11 protein-coding genes are annotated in these 21,368 nt (G+C 62.2%); 3 read left to right on the top strand and 8 right to left on the bottom strand.

Features of this window, described 5'->3' with window-relative positions; all coding sequences use genetic code 11:
• Window positions 1-79 precede the first annotated feature (79 nt).
• The 5 genes from ACTNDJ_RS02040 to ACTNDJ_RS02020 form a co-directional block, all read right to left on the bottom strand.
• Entirely contained in the window at window positions 80-3,553 is a 3,474-nt protein-coding gene (locus tag ACTNDJ_RS02040; RefSeq protein ID WP_441063503.1) for a DEAD/DEAH box helicase, read from the bottom strand.
• A 162-nt stretch (window positions 3,554-3,715) separates the two neighbouring features.
• Entirely contained in the window at window positions 3,716-7,519 is a 3,804-nt protein-coding gene (gene dnaE / locus ACTNDJ_RS02035; protein WP_427717806.1) for a DNA polymerase III subunit alpha, read from the bottom strand.
• 263 nt (window positions 7,520-7,782) lie between these two features.
• A complete protein-coding gene (locus ACTNDJ_RS02030) occupies window positions 7,783-11,409 on the bottom strand; it encodes a UvrD-helicase domain-containing protein (protein ID WP_441063505.1) in 3,627 nt (1,208 codons plus the stop codon).
• Window positions 11,410-11,412: 3 nt separating this feature from the next.
• Window positions 11,413-14,511, bottom strand: a complete 3,099-nt coding sequence (locus ACTNDJ_RS02025) for a PD-(D/E)XK nuclease family protein (protein WP_441063507.1) — start codon at window positions 14,509-14,511, stop codon at window positions 11,413-11,415.
• 213 nt (window positions 14,512-14,724) lie between these two features.
• Window positions 14,725-15,024: a YerC/YecD family TrpR-related protein gene (locus tag ACTNDJ_RS02020; protein WP_154515917.1), complete on the bottom strand. Its 300-nt coding sequence runs from the start codon at window positions 15,022-15,024 to the stop codon at window positions 14,725-14,727.
• Window positions 15,025-15,350: 326 nt separating this feature from the next.
• On the opposite strand from ACTNDJ_RS02020, the gene ACTNDJ_RS02015 reads away from it, so the two are divergent.
• Window positions 15,351-15,716 carry a phage holin family protein gene (locus ACTNDJ_RS02015; RefSeq protein ID WP_441063510.1) on the top strand — a complete coding sequence of 122 codons (366 nt, stop codon included), beginning with the start codon at window positions 15,351-15,353 and terminating at the stop codon, window positions 15,714-15,716.
• A 137-nt stretch (window positions 15,717-15,853) separates the two neighbouring features.
• Here ACTNDJ_RS02015 and ACTNDJ_RS02010 read toward each other — a convergent pair whose 3' ends face one another.
• The gene (locus ACTNDJ_RS02010) at window positions 15,854-16,282 is read right to left on the bottom strand and encodes an RrF2 family transcriptional regulator (protein ID WP_154515923.1); all 429 of its coding nucleotides are present in this window, start codon (window positions 16,280-16,282) and stop codon (window positions 15,854-15,856) included.
• A 249-nt stretch (window positions 16,283-16,531) separates the two neighbouring features.
• Between ACTNDJ_RS02010 and cysK the strand changes: the two genes are divergently transcribed.
• Entirely contained in the window at window positions 16,532-17,470 is a 939-nt protein-coding gene (cysK, locus tag ACTNDJ_RS02005) for a cysteine synthase A (protein WP_154515926.1), read from the top strand.
• 18 nt (window positions 17,471-17,488) lie between these two features.
• Window positions 17,489-18,754 (top strand): tRNA 2-thiouridine(34) synthase MnmA, encoded by a 1,266-nt coding sequence (gene mnmA / locus ACTNDJ_RS02000; RefSeq protein WP_441063512.1) that lies wholly within the window; start codon window positions 17,489-17,491, stop codon window positions 18,752-18,754.
• Window positions 18,755-18,762: 8 nt separating this feature from the next.
• Here the strand turns inward: mnmA and ACTNDJ_RS01995 are convergent, their stop codons facing one another.
• Both ACTNDJ_RS01995 and ACTNDJ_RS01990 read right to left on the bottom strand, forming a co-directional pair.
• Window positions 18,763-20,136 (bottom strand): hypothetical protein, encoded by a 1,374-nt coding sequence (locus ACTNDJ_RS01995; RefSeq protein ID WP_441063514.1) that lies wholly within the window; start codon window positions 20,134-20,136, stop codon window positions 18,763-18,765.
• Window positions 20,137-20,274: 138 nt separating this feature from the next.
• Window positions 20,275-21,294, bottom strand: coding sequence for a M42 family metallopeptidase (locus ACTNDJ_RS01990; protein WP_441063540.1), 1,020 nt, complete (start codon window positions 21,292-21,294; stop codon window positions 20,275-20,277).
• Between the last annotated feature and the right edge of the window lie 74 nt (window positions 21,295-21,368).

The raw sequence follows: 21,368 nt of genomic DNA, 5'->3' as shown, positions 1-21,368 counted from the left end.
ACATAACGGGTGAGGCAAGCGGTCGGGCCAGGACGAACCGGCGACCTGGCCCAGCCCGGCGGCCCCATCCCGCGCGCAGCTAGCGACCGTCGCCACCGAGCAGCGCCAGAACGTCCTCGCGCGTGAACAGCGCCGACGAAATGCCGTCACCGCCGAGCACACTGTTGACCAGGTCGCGCTTGGACTCCTGCATCTGCATGATGCGTTCCTCGATCGTGTCCTTGGCGATGAGCTTGTACACGGTCACGGTGTGCTGCTGGCCAATGCGGTGGGCGCGGTCGGTCGCCTGGTCCTGCGCCGCCACGTTCCACCACGGGTCGTAGTGGATGACCACGTCGGCAGCCGTCAAATTAAGGCCCACGCCGCCCGCCTTGAGCGAAATCAAGAACACCGGCACCTCGCCCGCTTGGAACTGCGCAACCATCTTGGCGCGGCTCTCTTTAGACGATGCGCCCGTAAGCTTAAGGAAGGTGATATCCTCCTTGGCCAGGCGCTTGCCGATGATATCGAGCATGCCCGTAAACTGGCTGAACAGCAAGATGCGATGACCGCCGTCGAGCGCGCCGTGGACGAGCTCCATACACGTATCGAGCTTGGCGCTTCCCGCCTTGTAGTCCGCGTAATGCAGATGAGGATCACAGCAGATCTGGCGCAGCTTGGTGAGCTCGGCAAGTACCTTGAGCTTATCTTTTTTGAACTCCCCGGCCTCGCGGTGCTGCACTTGCTGGGCAATGCGGTCCTGGTTGGCCAGGTAGAGCTTACGCTGCTCGCCGGTGAGCTGCGCCATCACCGTATCCTCGATCTTCTCGGGCAGGTCGGCCACCACGTCTTCCTTGACGCGGCGCAGCACAAATGGCGACACGAGCGCCTGCAGGCGAGCGGCGCTGTCACCCTCGGCGTGCTCGACCGGGCTTTCGAAGCGCTTGGCAAACGACTCGCGCGTGCCGAGCAGGCCCGGCATCAAAAAGTCGAAGATGCTCCAGAGCTCGGACAGGCGGTTTTCGATGGGCGTGCCCGTCAAGGCAAAGCGCACAGCGGCCGGCAGACGCTTTGCGGCGCGAGCCACCTGCGTGAGCGGGTTTTTAATGTACTGGGCTTCATCCAGCACCACGCGGGCAAAGTCCTGCTCGACGTACTCGTCGATATCGCGGCGCATGAGGTCATACGACGTCACGATCACGTTGTGCTCGGCCACGCCGGCAATTTGCACGCGACGTTGGGCCTTAGCACCCACAATGGCGCACACATCAATCGAGGGGGCAAAGCGCTCCAGCTCGGCGGTCCAGTTGTACACGAGCGATGCGGGGCATACCACGAGCGTGGGCTTAGCGTCCCCCGCCTCCACGTGCGCCAGGATATGCGCGATCATCTGGAGCGTTTTGCCCAGGCCCATGTCGTCGGCCAAGATGCCGCCAAGGCCCAGATGCTCGAGCGAACCGAGCCACTGGTAGCCGTCGACCTGGTAGCCACGCAGCGTGGCCTTGAGCGAGGCCGGCACCGTAAAGTCCATCTTGCCGAGCGTGTCCAGGCGCTCGACGGTGCGACGGAATGCAGCGTCGCGATCGGCTTCGAGCGCGGGCGTGCGCGCAAGCATGCTGTCGACGAACAGGGTACTCGACGCGGGAAGCGACACGCCGTCGAGCAGGTCGACAGCATCGACCCCCAAGTCCTCGGCAAGGCCAAACGCGGCGCGCGCTCCCTCGTCCAGGCGAATGATGTCGCCCGACGTGAGACGAGCAAACGTCTGGTGACGCTTGTAGGAATCGAGGTAGATGGCAAGGTCTGCCGCCGAAAGGCCGCTCGCGCCCAGTTCGACGTCGAGCAGGTTACTCTTGACGGTGGCGCGCACCGAAAGCTTGGGCGCAGGGCGGACCGAGATCTGGCGCAGACGGTCGCTGAGCATGACCTCGCCCAGCTCGGACAGGGCAGACAGGCCCTCAGTCAGCAAGTGGAACAGGCTCTCGTCATCGCGTTCCTCAAACGCCAGGCCACCCTCGTAAAAGTCGAAATACAGAGCCGCCGTATCCATAACGCGAAACTCTGCCACCTCGTCGCGCGGCGGCACGCCCGGGCGCCGCTCTTCGAAGGGGCTGCCCGGAGCGCCCATGCTAAAGAGATCTGCCGACCAGTCGCCGTAGGTAACCGTAATTTTGCAGGTCACAAGGCCATCGTCGACGCCGATCGCCATGGCAAAGCTTGGCTCGGGCGCCACGGTATCGAGCACAGCGGGCGCAGTAAGGTCGGTGTAGTCGCGCAAGATAGGCAGCGCCATGCGGCAAAACTCACCCACCTGGTCGGCGGCGATATGGACCGGTGTGCGGCAGGGCAACAAGTGCGATAGGAACGGCGCGGCATGTTGGGCAAACGCCGTGTCGGTACGGCGCGCGCGGCGCGTATCGACCAGATAGGCGACGTCGCCCGAGGCAAAGCAGTACGTATCGGCCGGAAGGCGCAAGTCGTAGCTGCCCCCGGCTGCCGGCATAATCTTGGCAGCAATCAGCGGCGGGCGCTTAGCCGGGACTTCGTTCTCCCCTTCCGGCAACGACTCGACCGTCACCTCGTAGGCGCGGTGCGTCGTCGTCCCCCGCGACCAAGCAGGCTCAAAGGACATGGCCCTGCCGCGCAGCAGGTCCAGCACGGACACGATGGAATACTCGGATACCGGCAACTGACGCTCGGCGACAAAGCCGCTGCGGGCAAAGTCGTACGATGCCGAGCGCGAGCTCGTAATATCGCCTAGGTAGGCGACCGTCATTGCAACAAAGTCGAGCAGCTTTGCCGACACGTCATCGAAAGCCTCGGACACATGGGCAAACGTAAGCTTCTTGCCATAGGAGAACGTACCGCCGCGCGCATAGGCATCGGCCATGCCGTCGATATCCTTAACCACGTAGGACACCGAACCGCAGCGGATGCGAAACTCGAGCGCCCAGCTAAAGCGATCGGCAAACAGCGGATTGTAGTACGGCACCAGCGAGGGCTCCAGCACTGCTTTGGGCGCATCGGGGTCAATGGTGCCGGCGAGCTTGCGGCGCATGGCCACGAGTTTATCCATGCGCGCGTCCGAAAGATCGGAAAGTGCTGCCACAAGGCTCGGGCTCGTGGGCACGGGCGCCGGGAAGGGAAAGTTGGGGTTGACCGCAGATGCGCTGGGCGCGGGGCGTGTGGGCTGCTTGGACTGTGCGGGCGACACCGTAAACGTGCGGACCGGCGTGCGCAAACCCTCGACGGGCTCGGCGCCGCTGGCATCCAGATACGCCAACGCCGTGGCGATGGCGTGCTTGCACATGCCGGAATAGCGGAAGGCGGCGGGACAATCGCAGTCGTAGTCGACAACCTCGTGCTCGTCCATATCGAGCGCCACGTGCGTCTTATACAGGTCGCCGCGCGAACCACGCACCGTACCCTCGATATTCGCGTTTTTGGAGAAGCGCGAGCCGGAGTCCTCAAACGACAGCACGGCGCCGTTGAGCATGAGCGAACGCCCCTTCATAAAGGTACTGCTGAGCGCCGCCTCCTTACGAAGCGCCTGCACAAACGTCCCCTGCGCCATCGCTTCCTCCAATCTCACCCGGGGTAGCTAATTTGGGACGGGGCTATTTTAGCTACCCCCATATGTCGGTTGAGATGTGTTCCGACCCCGACTCATTCGCCGTCAGCCAAAGGGTAGCTAAAAAAGCCCCGTCCCAAATTAGCTACCCCGCCAACGGCGTCCTTAGATCACCGTCACGCGACCTTGGTTGCCGACGATGGCCTTGGCCTCGGCCAACAGCGGAATCGAGCGTGCGTTGACCTTAGCAGGTACCTCGGCACGCAGCACGCGCCCGTCCGCCTGCTCGATAAAGATCTCTACGCGATCGCCGCCCGGGTTGGCGGTGAGCACCGTGGCAAGACGCGCCATGTTGCCCTGGCTAAAGCGGCTGTTGGGCACCATGACCTCAAACACCTTGGGCTTGTTGTTCTCCTCGTTGAGCTCAAGCGGCACGATCTCCTGCGCGATGATCTGGTCGCCGCGGTCCGAGCGCTCGAGCTTGCCCTTAATGCGCACAAACGCATCGGACAGCTGCGCGCCGGTCTCGGGGTCGACCTCGCCGTACAGATACCCCTCGGCCTCCTTGAAGGTCTTGGGGAACACCACGACGGTGGCCTCGCCTTCCATGTCCTCGAGCTGCACGATGCCCATGGGGTCGCCGTTTTTGGTCACGCGCTTGGACACGCTCGAGACCATACCGGCCCACCACAGCGCCTTGCCCTCGGGAATTTCCTGGTTGATGGTGCCGCCCGTGGGGTTTTGCACCTCGTAGCCGGTGTCGATCTGCGAGAACGAAAAGTCGCGCGCTTTGCTGAGCGCATACTCAAACGGGCGCAGCGGGTGGTCCGAGACATAGATGCCCAGAACCTCCTTCTCCTGGCTCAGCTTAAGGTGGCGGTCCCATTCCTGGCCATCCGGATCGGGTACGCTCACCTCAAAGCCCGAGCCCTCAACGTCGCCAAACATGTCGAAGAACGACGTCTGGCCGCTCGCGCGATCCTTCTGGCGCTTTGCCGCGGCATCGATGATGTTCTCGGGGTTGTTCTTGTCCACAAAGTGCATCATCTGACGACGCGGATACCCCGTGGAGTCGAAGGCACCTGCCTTGATGAGCGATTCGATCACGCGACGGTTGGCCTGGCTCGAGTCCACGCGCTCGACAAAATCATGCAGCGTCTTAAACGGACCGCCCGCCTCGCGCTCGGCGATAATCGCCTGCGCCACGCCGGTGCCCACGCCGCGGATACCGGCCAGACCAAAGCGCACACCTTCCTTGGTAGCCGTGAACTCGGTACCGGACTCGTTGACATCTGGCGAAAGCACGGGGATGCCGTCGTGACGGCATGCCGAGACGTAGTGCACGATCTTGTCGGTCTTGCCCGTATAGGACGTCAGGACAGCCGCCATGTACTCGTGCGGATAGTGCGCCTTGAGCCACGCCGTCTGCATAACCAAGATGGCGTAGCCGGCGGAGTGCGACTTGTTGAAGGCGTAGGACGCGAACTCGAGAACATCGTCCCAAATCTTCTGGGCGACCTCGCGCGTGTAGTTGTTCTTGATGGCGCCGTTCATCCAGTGGTCGTAGGTGGTCTCGTCCGAGCCATCCTCCCAGTGGAGTACCGTCGACGTGAGCAGCTTGATCTTCTTCTTAGCCACGGGCTTACGGATACGCGAGTCCGATTCGCCCTTGGAGAAGCCGCACATCTCGACGGAGATGAGCATAACCTGCTCCTGGTAGACCATGGTGCCGTAGGTTTCGCCCAAGATGTCGTCCAGACGGTCGTCGTAGGAGACGGCCGGCTCCTTGCCGTTCATACGGTTGATGTAGGACGAAACCATGCCGGCGCCCAGCGGGCCCGGGCGGTACAGGGCGATCAATGCCACGACGTGCTTGTACTCGGTGGGCTTCATGTTCTTGATCGTGGCCGTCATGCCGGCGGACTCAACCTGGAAGACGCCGGCGGTGTGGCCGGAGCCCATGAGCTTAAAGATCTCGGGATCGTCAAAGGGAATCTCTTCCTCTTTGATGTCGATGCCGAAGTTCTTTTTGATGTTTGCCTTGGCCTTGGAGATAACCGTCAGCGTACGCAGGCCCAAGAAGTCCATCTTGAGCAGGCCCATGTCGGCAACGGTATGGCCCTCGTACTGGGTAATCTCGACGCCGCCCTTGGTGTCGAGCTTGGTGGGCACGTGCTCGTTGACGGGGTCGCGGCAGATCAGAACGGCGCACGCATGAACGCCCTCGCCACGGGTGAGGCCCTCGATCGAGAGCGCCGTGTCGATGATGCGGCGGGCGTCGTCGTCCTTTTTATAGGCCTCGGCAAAGTCGGGGTTAAACAGATCCTCTTTGCCGGGTTGTTTTTCGAGCACCTGCTTGAGCTTGACCTTGGGGTCGCTCGAGACCATCTTGGACAGGCGCTGGCCCATGTAGACCGGGTAGTCCAGGACGCGCGCGGCATCGTTGATGGCCTGCTTGGCCTTAATGGTCGAGTAGGTGATGACGTGGGTGACCTTCTCGGGACCGTAGAGCTGGCGAACGTGCTCCACGACCTCAAGACGCCGCTCATCGTCGAAGTCCATATCGATATCGGGCATCTCGGTACGCTGCGGGGACAGGAACCTCTCGAACATCAGACCGTTCTCGAGCGGGTCGAACGCGGTGATGTTCATGGCGTAGGCGACGATAGCGCCGGCGGCCGAGCCACGGCCGGGGCCGACGCCGATGCCGTTGTCCTTGGCCCATTGCACGTACTCGGCGACGATCAAAAAGTAGGCGGCAAAGCCCTTGTCGCAAATGACCTTGTATTCGTACTCAAAGCGCTCTTTGATGTTGACGCCACCGATCTCGCGCGTGGCCCAGTCGTCACCGTAGTGCTGGCGAAGGCCCTTCTCGCACTCGCGGCGGAACTGGCTCTCGTGCGTCTCGCCGGGATCGAGCAGCGGAAAGCGCGGCAGGATGATGGAGTCCCAGTCCAGCTCAACGTAGCACTTGTCGGCGATCTCGAGCGTGTTGTCGCAGGCCTCGGGGCAATACGGGAACATCGCCCGCATCTCCTCCTCGGTCTTCATGTAAAACTCCGAGCCGGTCATGCGCATGCGGTTGGGGTCGTCGACCTTGGCGTTCATGCCGATGCACATGATGACGTCCTGCACGGGCGCGTCCTCGCGGCGCAGGTAGTGGAAGTCGTTGGTGGCGATGACCTTGACGCCCACCTGTTTGGCGATATCAATGAGCGTGCGGTCCATCTGCTCGTCGGTCAGGCCGTTATCGGTGGTGATGCCGTGTTCCTGGATCTCGATGTAGAAGTCGCCGGGGTCAAAAGTATCACGGAAGGTCTCGGCCCACTTGATGGCGCCCTCCATGTCGCCCCGGTCGATGTATTTGGGGATGATGCCCGCGATGCAGGCGCTGGTGCAGATCATGCCCTTGGCGTGGCGGCGCAGGTTGTCGAGCGTCACGCGCGGCTTGTAGTAAAAGCCCTGCACGGCGGCCTCGGAGACCGTTTGCATCAGGTTGACGTAGCCCTCCTGGTCCTTGGCCAGAAGGATCATGTGGTAGAGCTCGGGTTTGTGGTCGCGGGCGAGCGTCTCGTCCGGCGTAAAGTAGACCTCGCAGCCAAAGATGGGCTTGATGACCAGAGGCGGCTTGAGCTCGTCGATATTGCCCTTCTCGTCCCACATGGCCATGTCCTTCACATACTGGGCATGCTCGCGCGGGTTTGCCTCGGGATCGGGCTCCACCAGCTCGTCGCGGCGGTCCTTTTCCAAGAAGGCCTTGTCGTGGCTCCAAGTTTTGTACTCGGGCGTATTGTGGTTGACGGCGTCGCAGGCCAGCGCCAGATCGGGCACGCCATACATGTAGCCGTGGTCGGTAATGGCCACGGCGGGCATGCCCAGCTCTACGGCACGGTTGACCATATCCTGGATACGGGTTGCGCCGTCGAGCATGGAGAAAACAGTGTGGTTGTGCAGATGGACGAATGCCATGTGATGAGCTCCGATGCGGGTTCGTGTTCTGACTGAACGATTTTACCCCACGGCACGGACAGCGCCCGAACCTAGCCAAACCCACACGGGTAGCTAATTTGGGACGGGGCTTTTTTAGCTACCCTTTGACTGACGGCGAACGAGTCGGGGTCGGAATACATCTCAACCGATGTATGGGGGTAGCTAAAAGAGCCCCGTCCCAAATTAGCTACCCCTGAGCTGCAGTGGAATCGAAAAGGAATCCACCGCAAGTTATCTGAGGGTTAGAGGTTGTAGGTGACCACCTGGGGCTCGGCGAGCTCGACTGAGACAGCTGGGGCCGTCTGCTCCACGCGGACGAACTTGACGGTCACCGTCTTAAAGCCCGCCTTATGCAGAACATCCGAATAGACGCGCGCCTGCAGGGCGTGCTTCTCGAGCAGCTGGTCGGGTGTCTCGTCCGGCGTGCCACCCGTCTTGTAATCGATGACCAGTGCGCGTGACGGATCGGCCGGGTCGGTCGCCAGCGCATCGATGGCGCCCTCGGCATATGCACCGTAGCGGGCAATGTCCTTGTCCTCGCAGCCCAGCGAGAAGAACGGCACTTCGGCACGGACGCACGGCCAGGCAAGAAGCTCGGCACGGACCGACGACCTGAGCCAGCGATTCAGGGCAACGTCAAAACGCTCGCGCTGCTCCGGCGTCAGGCACCACAGGCGCGTCAGCGCATCGGCGCGCTCAGCGGGCAGCGCATCGGCACCCATCTCGATGAGCCACTGGCAGGCGGCATGGAACGCCGAGCCCAGCGCCACGGGGTTGCCGGCGGGCTCGACAGCAGCCACGTCTGCATCGGCTATCTCCGAGCCATCCGACTCGGCATCGTCGCCCGCCTCGTCCATGGGAACACGCGCCTCGGCGGCACGGTCTTCCGTCTCGGCATGGAGCGCCGCGGCGATCGACGAATAGCTGTACGAATCACGCGCCGGGAACGGACACGTGCCCATGCGCACGCCCGCCGCCTGGGGATATACGAGTTCAAACGAATCGGGCTTGGGGTCGGCAGGACCGGGCACGGTTGAGTGCGCAGCATTATCGGCGACATCGGTATCGCCACGAACGAGCCTGCCCTCGGCATTCAGCGAAGCGTTGGCCTCAAACGCCTGCTCGCCAAAGGTAAAGTCCGAAAGCGAAATGAGCTCGTAGTCGCCCGGCTGGGAGTTGTCGAATACCAGGCGGTCGGCATCGAGCTGCGGCATGTCCAGAGCGTCGGTCGGCAGAATGCGGCGCAGCACGTCGTAGGTCAGATCGGTCTCGACATCGAAGGTCGGCGCCGTCACCTTGCCACGGCTCACGCCGGCATCCATCGCCAAGATCACCAGCTCGCGCGCACGGGTCATGGCAACGTAGAGCAAACGGGCCCGCTCCTCGAGCGAAAGCTGCAGGTCGTCGTTGCGCAGGCGAGCAAATGCCTCGGCGGGAGAACCCGTCGCACAGACGTCCTCCATGAGCTCCGGCGGTAGCCACAGCGACGTGCCCTTGCCCTTAAACGCATGCTCAAACTGCTTTTTGACGTCATCGCCCTTTACGAACGTGCCGTCCGCGAGCTTAACGCCGTCGAAGCGTGCCGGCAGCGCCACGACCCGCGCTCCGCCCTCGACGCGACCCATCTGTGCCGAACCCGAGGACTTACGCACGCCAAAGCACTCGGCGACCGCCACGACCGGATATTCCAGACCCTTGGAGGCATGAACCGTCATGATGCGCACCGCGCCGTCGCCCTCCTCGTTCAGGGCGCCCGGGGCCTCCTTGCCCGCCAGGAAGCGATCGAAGGCAAGCGCAATGGAGCGCGGCGAGTTACCGAACTCGGCCTCCGCCTCGGCCACGGCATCGAGCGCCTTGAGCACGTTGGCGGCGATGGCCTTGCCCTCGGGGCCGCGCTGCGCCAGGCGCACGAACCAGCCGGAGGCATTGACCGCGTCGCGCGCGATGGCGGCGAACGAATCACGCCCCACGCGACGCAGTGCGTAGCGCAGCACCTCGCGGGCACGCGTCACGAGCGGCAAGCCCTGCAAGCCCGGCACATCGGAATCGCTCATGATGCCCGCATCGATGTTGCGGCGCGACGTCTCGCCCGTCTGATCGTCGAGTTTGGTCGCCAGCGCCAGGAACTCCTGGGCGCCGAGTGCAAACATCGGCGAGGCCAGCAGTGGCATAAGGCCCTGCGCCGTATCGGCCGGATTGGCGAGGGCACAAACCAGGGCGCGCACCGTCTGCACCTCGGCAGCTTGGGCAAAGACCGAGCCGCCCGCGATGACGCAGTCGAGCCCCTGGTCACGGAAGGCCTGTGCGTAAACGTCTGCGTTGGTCATGCGGCCCAGCAGCAGCACCATGCCGCCCTGGGGCTGGCCGGCATCGGCAAGCGCGCGGAATCGCTCCGCGATCGCGCGGGCCTTGGCCTGTGTGCGCTCCTGCGTACTGCCGCCGGCAACAAAGAGGGCCTGGCGGCGCGAGGCATCCGCCACCAGCGTGTCCTTGCGGCCGTCGCTCGCCTCAAGATCCAAAAAGCCCTGCATCAGGCCGCCGTCGTCGCCGTCGAAGACACGGGCCACATAGCGCAGCACCTCGTCGTGGCTGCGGAAGTTGCGCACGAGCTTGACGAGCTCGCCGGCGAGGGCATCGGACGTGGCAACCGTCTCCGACGCCGCCGTCGATTCCACTTTGCGCTCCTGGCGACGGAACACCTCGACCTCGGCGCCGCGGAAGCGATAGATCGACTGCTGCGCATCGCCCACGGTGCACAGCGCGCGCTCCCCCACGCCGGTCAGGTAGCGGATCAGGTCGACCTGCATCTGATCGGTATCCTGAAACTCGTCAATCATGACCATCTTAAAGCGGCCCTCGTACGCAGCACGAATGGCAGGGTAATCGCGCAGGGCCTCGTAGGCCATGCGCAGCAGGTCGTTATTATCGAGGGCGGACTGGGCAGCCTTCAGTGCGCGATACTCGGCCTCTACAGAGCGGGCCAAGCCCACCAGTGCATCGAGCGCGGGGCCACCGCAGGCAAGCACGATATTGATAAATGCATCGGCGGCCTCGGCCTTGAGCAGCTCGACCTGCTCCTTGGGGAACGCCTTGCTCGCGCGCGGCATGGTGCACGACATCATGAGTCGCGCCGCATCGACCATGGTCTTGCCGCTCGCCTCGAACGCGTCGATGGCGTCGAGCGCCGTCTGCGCCTTCTCGGTCGCGGCCTTGCTTGCGCCCAGCGCCGCGCGATAGGCATCGGCGAGCGCCGAGGTATCGGCCTGGCCACGCGCCACGCACACGTCGTCCATGCCGCCCGGCAGCTGGCTCGAGAGCTCCAGCATCTCGCGCACCAGACCCTTGATGGTCGTGCCGGCACCAAAGGGGCCGCCCTCGCCCGCCATGGGATACCAGGCGTAGAGGGCCTTGAGCGATGCCGCGAGCTCGGGGGCGGCATCGGGTGCCGTCGCGCGGGCCAGCACATGCTCAACAGCCTGGTCCATGAGCTCGTCGGTATCGGTGAGCACCGTGAACTCGGGGTCGATGCCCAACTCAAGCGCGTGTGCGCGCAGGATACGCGAGCACATGCCGTGAATGGTCGAGATCCACGCGTCGTCGACGGTCAGCGCTTCCTCGTCCATGCCCTCGTCGATAAGCGCACGGCGCACGCGATCGCGAATCTCGGCCGCGGCATCCTTGGTAAAGGTAATGGCGAGCACCTGGTCCAGATGCTCGACGAACGGACCGGATTCGGGCGAGAGCGCGTAGACGATGCGGCGCGTGAGGGTAAAGGTCTTGCCCGAACCGGCGCCCGCCGAGACAAACAGCGGACGGTCGAGCGTCTTGACGATCTGCAGCTGTTGCGGCATCAAGGTCGAAAGATCCATGGTCTACACGTCCCTCCTTACAAACGTTCCTTCGTGGTTATACGAGCAGCGGGCATGCGCGGCCTGCGTCGACGCCGGGTCGACAGCAGTGACGTTGCCCGCCTCGAGTTCGCGCAAGCGCTCGGCGATGCCGGCCTCCACGCGATCGAGCAGGGCGTCGAAGTCCATGCTGCCACCCTCGCCGGGGAAACCTTTCTTAAGGCCCGGGATGCGACCGTCGCCACGCTCTTCCTCGAGCAGCTCGGCGCTCGCGGCACCGCGCAACGCCGGCTTGCCGCCCTTGGTCGAAAAATAGAGCGCCGCACGGGTATCCAAATCCAGCGCCCGGCGCATGGCCTGGGCGTAGATGAGCGTTTGGGTATGTGGCGGCAACCAGCGCGGATCGTCGATGGGCGCCGTGCCCGATTCCTCGTCGCGCACCGTAGGGTCGGCGAGCTTAAACTCCTCAACGCCCGTGCGATGCTTGTAGTCAATCACCACAGCGCGATTCTCGGCATCCACATCCACACGGTCGATGCGCCCGCCGAGCGGCCAGCCGGCATACTCGACCTGGAGCTCGTTGAACGCAAACTCCAGGTAGCGCGGAGCGAAGGGGGCAAGCGCCTCGGACTCGTAAGCAAGCACGCCCTCCAGCTGCGGCAGGATCTCGGCCACCTGACGCTCCTCCACCGCAGAGAGCGGTACCAGCGGGCCCTCGTTGCCACGCTTGCCGGCGTGCTCGGCCAAGGTTTCGGCAAAGACCTCGTGCAGCAGCTCCTGCGCACGCGGCAGGTTTTCGGGCGTCACACGCTCCATGCCCTCTTGGGGCAAACGGGCATGCAGATGTTCCAGCACGTCGTGGACAAAGTTGCCCTTCTCCATGTTGCCAAAACCCGCGTCGATAGACTGGGGCTTAACGCGATACGAGACGAACCAGCACAGCGGGCAGGTGGAATAGGCCTCGATCTGCGAGGCAGACGTCAGACGCGGTACAAGCGGCGCGTCCTCGCCCTCGCCGTCCCGACGGCGCAAGACCAGATATGGCACGGCCGCCTCGCTCAAATGCTGAGGAGCCTCGCATGCCACGCGCTCGCGCTTGAGGCCCTTGCCGGCTGCAGGGTCAAAATCACCTACGATATCGCCCTCGCCCACGCATGTCACCTGAGCGGCACCGGTGGCCTCGGCATGCGCCCGCAACTCGGTCCACACGGCAGCCGGATAGCACTCGCGCGCCTGGCGATCGTGCGTCACGCGCGCAAGCGCAACCGGGCCACGTGCCGCCCGCATCGCGTGGCCAAAGCGCACGCGCAACAAGGCCGCAGGCTCAAGCGTCACGCCCTCGCGACCAAGGCTCGCAGCCAACGTGGCCAGCGGTCCTTCCTCGCGTGAGAGCGGATAGCTGTCCAGATCGACATCGGCAAACAGCACGGCATCGTAGCTGCCGGGGCGCAGAGCCGCCACATCGGCAAGCGAGGCAAAGCGAACCTGGGCACGTGGCGCACCGTCAACCTCGTAGGTCTCGTAATCGTAGGCGGTGCTACGCTTGTCCACCTTGGTGCGAATGCCATCGAGCACGGGCACGGTCGCGGCCTGCGACACGTCGAGCGCGCGGGCGTCATTCATAAGGATGTCGATGGCGTGGCGCAGCAGGGCCGTCTCCGCTTGGCGACGAGCTTGGCCATCCAGGCTACCCAGCGAGCGATCGGGCAACGCCTCGGCAACGGCAAGCATGGCCTTGAGCGCCGTCACGGGCTTGTCGCGCCACAGTGCCTGGAACACGTCCGAGACCACACACGGTACGTTCTTAAACCAGTTTTCGTCGCTCGCCGCCTTGCGTGCGCCCCTCACCTGGCCTTGCACGCTCTGCAGCAGGCTCTTAACGCCCGCGGTAGTCTTGCTACGCGAGAGACGCATATTCTTATCGAAGATACGGGCATTGGCGGCATCAGCGCCCGAAAGCGGACTGTAGATCCAGTCGGCAAGCTCAGGCGCGGGCCACCACTCGGTCTTTGACGCCACACCCTCATCGGCCGCCTTCATGCGCTCGATCAAGCTGGCAAGCGCCGCAAACTGCCTGCCCGCAATGGATTGGGAAAACGCCGTGAATTCAGTTGTCTCGGCAGCGATATGACGAGCCGCCAGACGAGAGGCGAGCTCACCGAACAGCTGGGGTGCCCGGGCAGAAACAACGAGCACGCGTACGGGGTCGGCGGAGAGGCCGGCGGTATCGTCGGCCCCGAAACCCTGGCGCGCTTTTACCAGAACATCAATTGCGTCCGCATAAGCATGAGCGCGGGCGTGGGGGCCCGCGACCTCAATAAAGGCAGGCTGAGCGGTGGTTCCACAAGCGGCATCAGACGCGACGGCGTCCTCCCCCAGCGGCGCGATCTCAAACAGCACACCGCTGGCATCAAATGCCGCGGCAAGTTCCTCGCGCATCGCCGCCTGCTCGCGAGCAAGCAGCACGACGACCTCTCCCCCACTGTTCGCCACAGCAGACAGCAGCTCGAGCAGACCGTGCGTAAACGACGTGACGCCGCGTACACAGACGGCACGGGCGCACGCCGGCAGATTATCGGCCAGAGCGCTGGCCATAATGTCAGCCGCCTCGCAGGGCTCGACCATATCTCGACGGTCCAGACCGCCCGCGTAGGCACGCAAAAGCTCGAACACACGAGCCTCGGCATCGCTTTTTGGCTCAGGCCGGCAATTGTTGCCACGGCATCGCTCGGCAGCTGTCCCCGCCACACCTGGCAGCACATCGCGGGCCATGCGCGCAAGCATGCGCACCGTGCCCTGGCTGCGCGAAAGCGGCTGCAGGTCGACATCATCGAGACGCGTGACCATGTCCGAAAACAGCATCTGGCGCTGCAGGTTGTCGACGAAACCGCGCCCGTCGCCCAAAAGCTCCCAAAGCGAGCGAAGCCACGACGCGGGCGTCTTGTAATCGATGCCCAGCGAAACGCCGGCTTCCGCCGCATCATGACGGCACAGGTCGAGCTCGGCAAACGTTGGCGCCAGCAGCACGGCACGCCCGTGGCGGGCAATAAGGTCGGCAAGCAGCGCCGACTCGGCATCGCTCAAATCCGTGCCGGCATTAGTGGTATAGATTCGAACAGGCATGGTCCTCCACTCAAACTGTTCGCAATAATCAATGCATCCATCCTACCCGCCCAAGCGGACACATTGCCACCGCAGCTTCATCTTTTGGCGCTTTGGAGACAAGTCGCTTTGCACCACGTTGGTGCAAAGGGGGCAGGTTCGCTTGCACCAATTATTCGGCATATAAAAACCGCCCCCGGAGGAGCGGTTTTTCACAATTCGTTTTGCCGCGGCCTATTCGCCATCCTCCAGCTTAATGAGGATCTTGCGGTAGCCACCGTACTCGCCGTTGAGCGCCTTGGATACACGGCTCACCGTGGTGGACGAAGCGCCGGTACGGACCTGAACCTCGACATAGGGCTCGCCCTCATCCAGGTAGCGCGCGACCTGCAGACGCTGCGATAGATCGCAAATCTCGCGCGGTGTGCAGATATCGGTCAAAAACGCTTGGATATCTTTCTCGTCGTCCAAAAGACTAAATGCGTGGACTAGCTGCTTGACATCAGGCTTGTCAAACATGTTCTCGATATTCATCGATCACCGCCAAACCCGCCAAAAGGCATCGAAGTTGATACTGGTACCGGGCATCGTTCGCCCATTCCATGCAATAGGGCAACGCATGTGGCTTTTGCCCGTAGCAGTTTAGCACACCACCAAACTAAAGTGACAAGACTCTCTGTCAGCGGCGCGTTTTTTAGGACGAACGCCGTTTTGAAACCAAATGCGCACGCAAGCTCCACGAATATCTGAGACAATGGGCGCCCAACGCAGAGGCGCACGCCAAGGCAACCATCCGATTCGCCGCGGCAAACGAGCTTACGCGCCACCAACACGTCACGCGCACCGGAAAGGAACCCACCATGCGCTTCTTGCTCAACTGGCTTTTGACCTCAATCGCCATCGCGATCGCCACGTTCCTCGTCCCCGGCATTCAGCCCTTCGGCATGGCCGACGCCTGGGTCTGCTTTGCCTTTGTGGGACTGTTCCTCAACATCGTCGACTCGCTCGTCAAGCCGCTCCTGACGGTCATCTCGCTGCCGCTCACCATTATCACGCTGGGTATTTTTCAGCTTGTAGTCAACAGCTTTATGCTCGAGCTTGCCAGCTACCTATCGGTAAATCTGCTGGGCGCGGGCATCTCCATTGCCAGCTTTGGGTCGGCCTTTATGGGTAGCATTTTGGTGTCCATCACTCGAAGCATCTTCGACAGCATCGCCAGGAACTAAAGCAACCGGATACGGACCGCCACAACACGCCAAAACGAAGGCCGTCCATCGCAACGATGGACGGCCTTCGCCTTTGTCAAGCCTCAGAGGACAAGAAAATCTACCATTTCTACCCCGTCCCCAAATGGCTGGTGGGGCTAGATGACGTAGTCGTAGCCCCCGTTGGGGGCGACGAGCGCATCGAGCGTCACACCGTCGAGGTAGTCGTTGATGAGCTTGTCCAGGTTCTTCCACACGTCGAGCGTGGGGCACTCATCAGATCGCGAGCAACCCTTGCAGTCGCCATCCAGGCAGGCGACCGGCGCCAGGCTGCCCTCGGTCAGGCGCAAGATCTCTCCCACCGTGTACTGCTCGGGCGGGCGCGTGAGCACGTAGCCGCCGCCCTTGCCACGCATGCCCGAGAGCATGTTGGCGCGCACGAGCGTAGCCAAGATGTTCTCGAGATATTTCTCGGAAATCCCCTGTCGCGCCGCAATCTCTTTGAGCGGGATGCGACCGGCCGCCTGGTGCTCGGCCAGGTCGACCATAACGCGCAGGGCGTACCTGCCCTTAGTAGAAACCAACATATATAGTGCTGCCTTTCGGTCTTTTAATCCGTTGAAATTCTAGCCGAAAAATTGGCTTTGGAAATACCCGTTCCGGTCAAGGTGGTTAATCAGCTCGTAATAATCTTCTATTTCCTATTGCATTACTAGGCTTTAGTGTCTACTATGCTTGCCAACAGCTAAAAGAACAACCTATAAGGTTTATGGGTTTAGCTACTAGGCCACCGTAAACTACACGGATCCAGTCATTTGAACACTTGGAGGTTCACCATGAGCAAGGTTTATACGTCCATCGATCAGCTTATCGGCCACACCCCGCTTTTGGAGCTCACTCACTTTGAGGCCGATGAGGACCTCAAGGCCCGCGTACTCGTCAAATTGGAATACTTCAACCCCGCCGGGTCCGTCAAAGACCGCGTCGCCAAGAACATGATTGACGAGGCCGAGAAGGCCGGCAAGCTCGTGCGCGGCGGCGACTATACCATCATCGAGCCCACGAGCGGCAACACCGGCGTCGGCATCGCCTCGGTGGCGGCGGCTCGCGGCTACAAGGTGATCATCACCATGCCCGAGACCATGTCCGTCGAGCGCCGCAAGCTTATGCAGGCATACGGCGCACAGCTCGTGCTCACCGACGGCTCCAAGGGCATGAAGGGCGCCATCGCCAGGGCCGAGGAGCTGCAGAAGGAGACCCCCAACAGCATCATCGCCGGCCAGTTTGTGAACCCCGCCAACCCCGCCATTCATAAGGCCACGACCGGCCCCGAGATCTGGGACGACACCGACGGCAAGGTCGACATCTTCGTCGCCGGCGTTGGCACCGGCGGCACCGTGACCGGTGTGGGCGAGTTCCTCAAGGAGCAGAACCCCGAGATTCAGGTTGTCGCCGTCGAGCCCGCCACCTCCCCGGTACTCTCCAAAGGCCAGGCCGGTCCGCACAAGATCCAGGGCATCGGTGCCGGCTTTGTGCCCGACGTCCTCGACACCCAGGTCTATGACGAGATCATCCCCGTCGAGAACGACGACGCCTTTGCCACCGGCCGCGCCGTGGGCCACAAGGAGGGCGTGCTCGTGGGCATTTCGTCCGGTGCCGCCGTGTGGGCCGCGCTGCAGCTAGCCAAGCGCCCCGAGAACGAGGGCAAGACCATCGTGGCACTGCTCGCCGATACCGGTGAGCGCTACCTGTCCACGGCACTGTTCCAGGACTAGAGCCTTTTTTCCCATAGGTTGAGCTCAGGGACGAACCTGCCTCCTCTCTCTCCCGGCGGTCTGAGCCCATCCCGTCAGGGTGTCCCACGAGACGTCCGAACTTGCTACAATGTCTGCGGCGCGGAACCAGCCTCCCGCGCCGCTTTTCTTTTTTGGCCACATGCCACCAAGGAGAACCTCCCCATGCACAACAAGCGCGTGCTCGTCGCCATGAGCGGCGGCGTCGATTCCAGCGTGACTGCCTATCTGCTCAAGTGCCAAGGCTACGAATGCGTCGGTGCCACTATGCGCCTCACCTGCCCTGCGCCCGATCCCGTCACGGGCATGAGCAAGGTCGACCGCGACATCGCCGATGCAAAGGCCGTCGCCGATCGCCTGGGGATACCTCACCATGTGCTCGACCTGCAGCAGGCCTTCGACCGCAACGTTATCGAGCGCTTCGTGACCGCCTATCAGGAGGGGCTGACGCCCAACCCGTGCATCATCTGCAACCGCCATATTAAGTTTGGCGCGCTGCTCGACGCGGCGCTCGATATGGGCTGTGACTACATTGCCACGGGTCACTACGCCAAAACGAGCCAAGCGCCCGATGGCACCTGGCAACTGCACCGCGGCGAAGACTCCAAGAAGGACCAGAGTTACTTTTTGTATTCGCTCACGCAAGAGCGCCTGGCACGCACAATCTTTCCGCTGGCAGGGTTGGACAAAGAGCGCGACGTGCGCCGCATTGCCGCCGAGCAGGGCTTCATCAACGCCAAGAAGGCCGAGAGCGAGGATATCTGTTTTATCACGGACGGCGACTACGCGGGCTATATCGAGCGCCGCTGCGGGCATGCCGCCGAGCCGGGCGATATTGTATGGCGCGACGGCAGCGTGGTCGGACGCCACAACGGCGCACTGCGCTATACCGTCGGCCAGCGCAAGGGCCTGGGCGTCGCGATGGCGCGCCCCGTGTATGTAACGGGCGTCGATGCCGCCAACAACATTGTGCATCTGGGCGAGGCTGAGGACCTGACGGCGACAGCACTCACGGCCAACGACTGGATTTGGAGTGCCCCTGCCGACCGCATGGAGGCAGAGCTCACATCCGGCGACATTCGCGTGGGCACCAAGTACCGCTACCGTCAAAAGGACCAGGCAGCGACCCTTACACGTGGCGCCGACGGACAGATGCTTCTGACCTTTGACGAGCCGCAGCGCGCCATCGCCCCCGGCCAGGCCGTCGTTATCTATCGCGGCGACGTCGTCCTGGGCGGCGGCACGGTAACTGCCGCCATCAAGTAGCCGCAGGATTATCGCCGCATGTGTCGAAGCACCTCAACAGCAGCATTCACCTCGATAACGCGACGCTCGAGGCCGCGGCAAATGGACTCGAGCCGGCCCTCCGCTGTGGCCCATTCGCTCTGCGAAAGAATCTCGATCGCCTCATCAACAAATCCGTTGAGCCGCGATGAATCGAACCAATCGAGTGAGTCCGCAAGCGCCAGCTGGACGGAAGGGTCGGGCCCAAACGGCTTAGCAGAAAACCCAAACTCCCCAGCTGCGAGCACGGCAGTTGGTACGTTGTACCACAGGCAGTTGCCGCTATCGAACAGCGGAGCAGGCCTTATCTCCAGGGTGTCGACATTGCGGATGATGCCGAAGTTTCGCCAATGGCGATCGCTGTTGGCCAAAAGGGCATCGCAGACAATCATCTGCGACATAGACCTTCTCACGGCAGCCTCGTCTGCTCCATGCTTACCAAGGAAGCGGCAGTACCGGTCGTATGTCGAGTTTCCCCGCTGGCTACCAAGTGCGCCCTTAACGTAAACAGCCGGAACGTATTCCTCGCGGCCGTCAAGAAAGTCGTCGCACAGACACACAGGGCCATCGAACATTCGCTCAACCGTATAAGGAACAAACTCGCCCTCCGACAACAAGCGACGATGTAGAGCCGTTGCAACCGCCTCGTTAAAGGGACGCTGATCGTCCATGCCGCACCCCTTGACCAGAACGCGAACAGCGTTGCGAATCATCCACGATTTAGGGAGCTCGCCCTCGGACGTGTTATCCGGATTTTTAAGACCGATGCCCTCCAGCCAACCCGAACGTCCCTCGGGCGCCGATCGCTCAAAATCATTCTCGAAGTAATTGAGGTTTCGCCATTTGAGTTCGGCGCAATCGGCCGGCCGCAGCCAATAACAATCCGAAAGCGAGAGGCCCAGGCACTGAACCGGGACCTCGATGCCACTGGCAATTCCCAGTTCACGATAGCGCGAGACGAGTCCGGGGCGAACATCGGGCACCGACCGATGGCTCCACCACACGTTGAGCTCCCGTTTATTCACCGTAGGAGAAGAGCTCGAGCACGTGCCAAACGGCATTCGTTGTGCATCGAGGACCTCCGCGATTTCGAAGGGAAATTCGCGCGACGGATCAAATGAGACATGCGCGACCTCATGGTCGGCCGACATCAGCGTAAACTTGCGCCCCACATCGGCCGCAGGACGGCGTCCACGTTTGCGGACCTTTTGATAAGCGACCGCGGAATTGTACTCGACCATCTTCCGTCCGCCCACAATATCGCACGCGAGCGTTCCCGATGCGGCAAGTTGAGAGATGCGGGCTTTCGTAACGCCCAGCAGGCGGGCAGCATCACCCATAGACAAGTACTCAGACGTATCCATACACCACATCACCTCGTTAAGTAATTTACACGTTTAGTTAATAGATTACATACATCATAATACTAAACGACCCAAAGCGAAAAAAGGCCCGAGAAATCGGGCCTTAGCGATTGGTCAGCCGAGTCGCAAGCTGCTCCCCTAGCGCTGAACGTAGGCGCGAACCAGCTCATAGGTATTGCACACGCCGTCGATGTGGCTGCGCTCGTAGTTGTGGCTCGCGTACACGCCAGGGCCGATCAGGCCGTGACGGATGTCGTAGCCGGCAGAAAGCGTGGCCTCAACGTCCGAGCCGTAATGCGGGTACACGTCGATGGCGTAATCGAGCTCCAGCTCGCGCGCGATATTGGACAGCGTGGTCACCAGATCGTAGTTGTAGGGGCCGCCCGAATCCTTGGCGCAAATCGACACCATGCGCTCGGTGCAGCCCAGATCGTCACCCACGCAACCCATGTCAACGCTGATCATCTCGCGCGTGTCGGCCGGCACAAAGGCACCACCGTGGCCGACCTCCTCGTACACCGTAAAGAGCAGTGAAACCTTGCGCGAAAGCGTCACCTCGCCAGCGGCGACGGCACGCGCCAAGCCCAGCAAAATGGAGGCCGACAGCTTGTCATCCAAGAAGCGGCTCTTAATGTAGCCGCTCTCCGTCACCGTGGTACGCGGATCCATAGCGATGATGTCGCCCGTCTGAATGCCCAGCTCAAGCACATCGTCCTTGCTGTCGACATTCTCATCGAGCAGGATTTCCATGTTCTTCTCGATGGTCTTGACCGGCTCGTCGGCCACGTGCGCCGAAGGCTCGGTATTGAGGACCACACCCGTGTACACATTGCCATCGCGCGTGTAGACGGTGCAGTTCTCGCCATCGGCCGTAGACCACTGATGCCCGCCGAGCGTCGTGGGACGCAGGCGACCATTGTCCTTAATGGAGCGCACCATGGCGCCCAGGGTATCGACATGGCTCGCCAACACAAGCGGCTCACCCTCGCCGCCAAGCTCAACCAGCACGTTGCCCTTATTGGAACGCTCGGGGCCAAAGCCCATATCGCGCAACGTTTCCATTAGATAATCAGTCGCCGCACGGGTATAGCCCGTAGGCGAAGCAATAGAAGTCAGCGCCTTCAACTGGTCAGTAATATAGGAGAGCGTAGAATCCATCTTGGACACCAAAGTCACCCTTTCATATCGAATTAAACCCACAGCAACGATACCACCGCGAACCATCTTTTTAC

It is taken from the genome of Collinsella sp. HCP3S3_D1 (genome assembly GCF_052064015.1).
Classification (GTDB): domain Bacteria; phylum Actinomycetota; class Coriobacteriia; order Coriobacteriales; family Coriobacteriaceae; genus Collinsella.
Note: the sequence above shows the minus strand (reverse complement) of the source record. Positions and strands in the feature narration are given on the sequence as shown.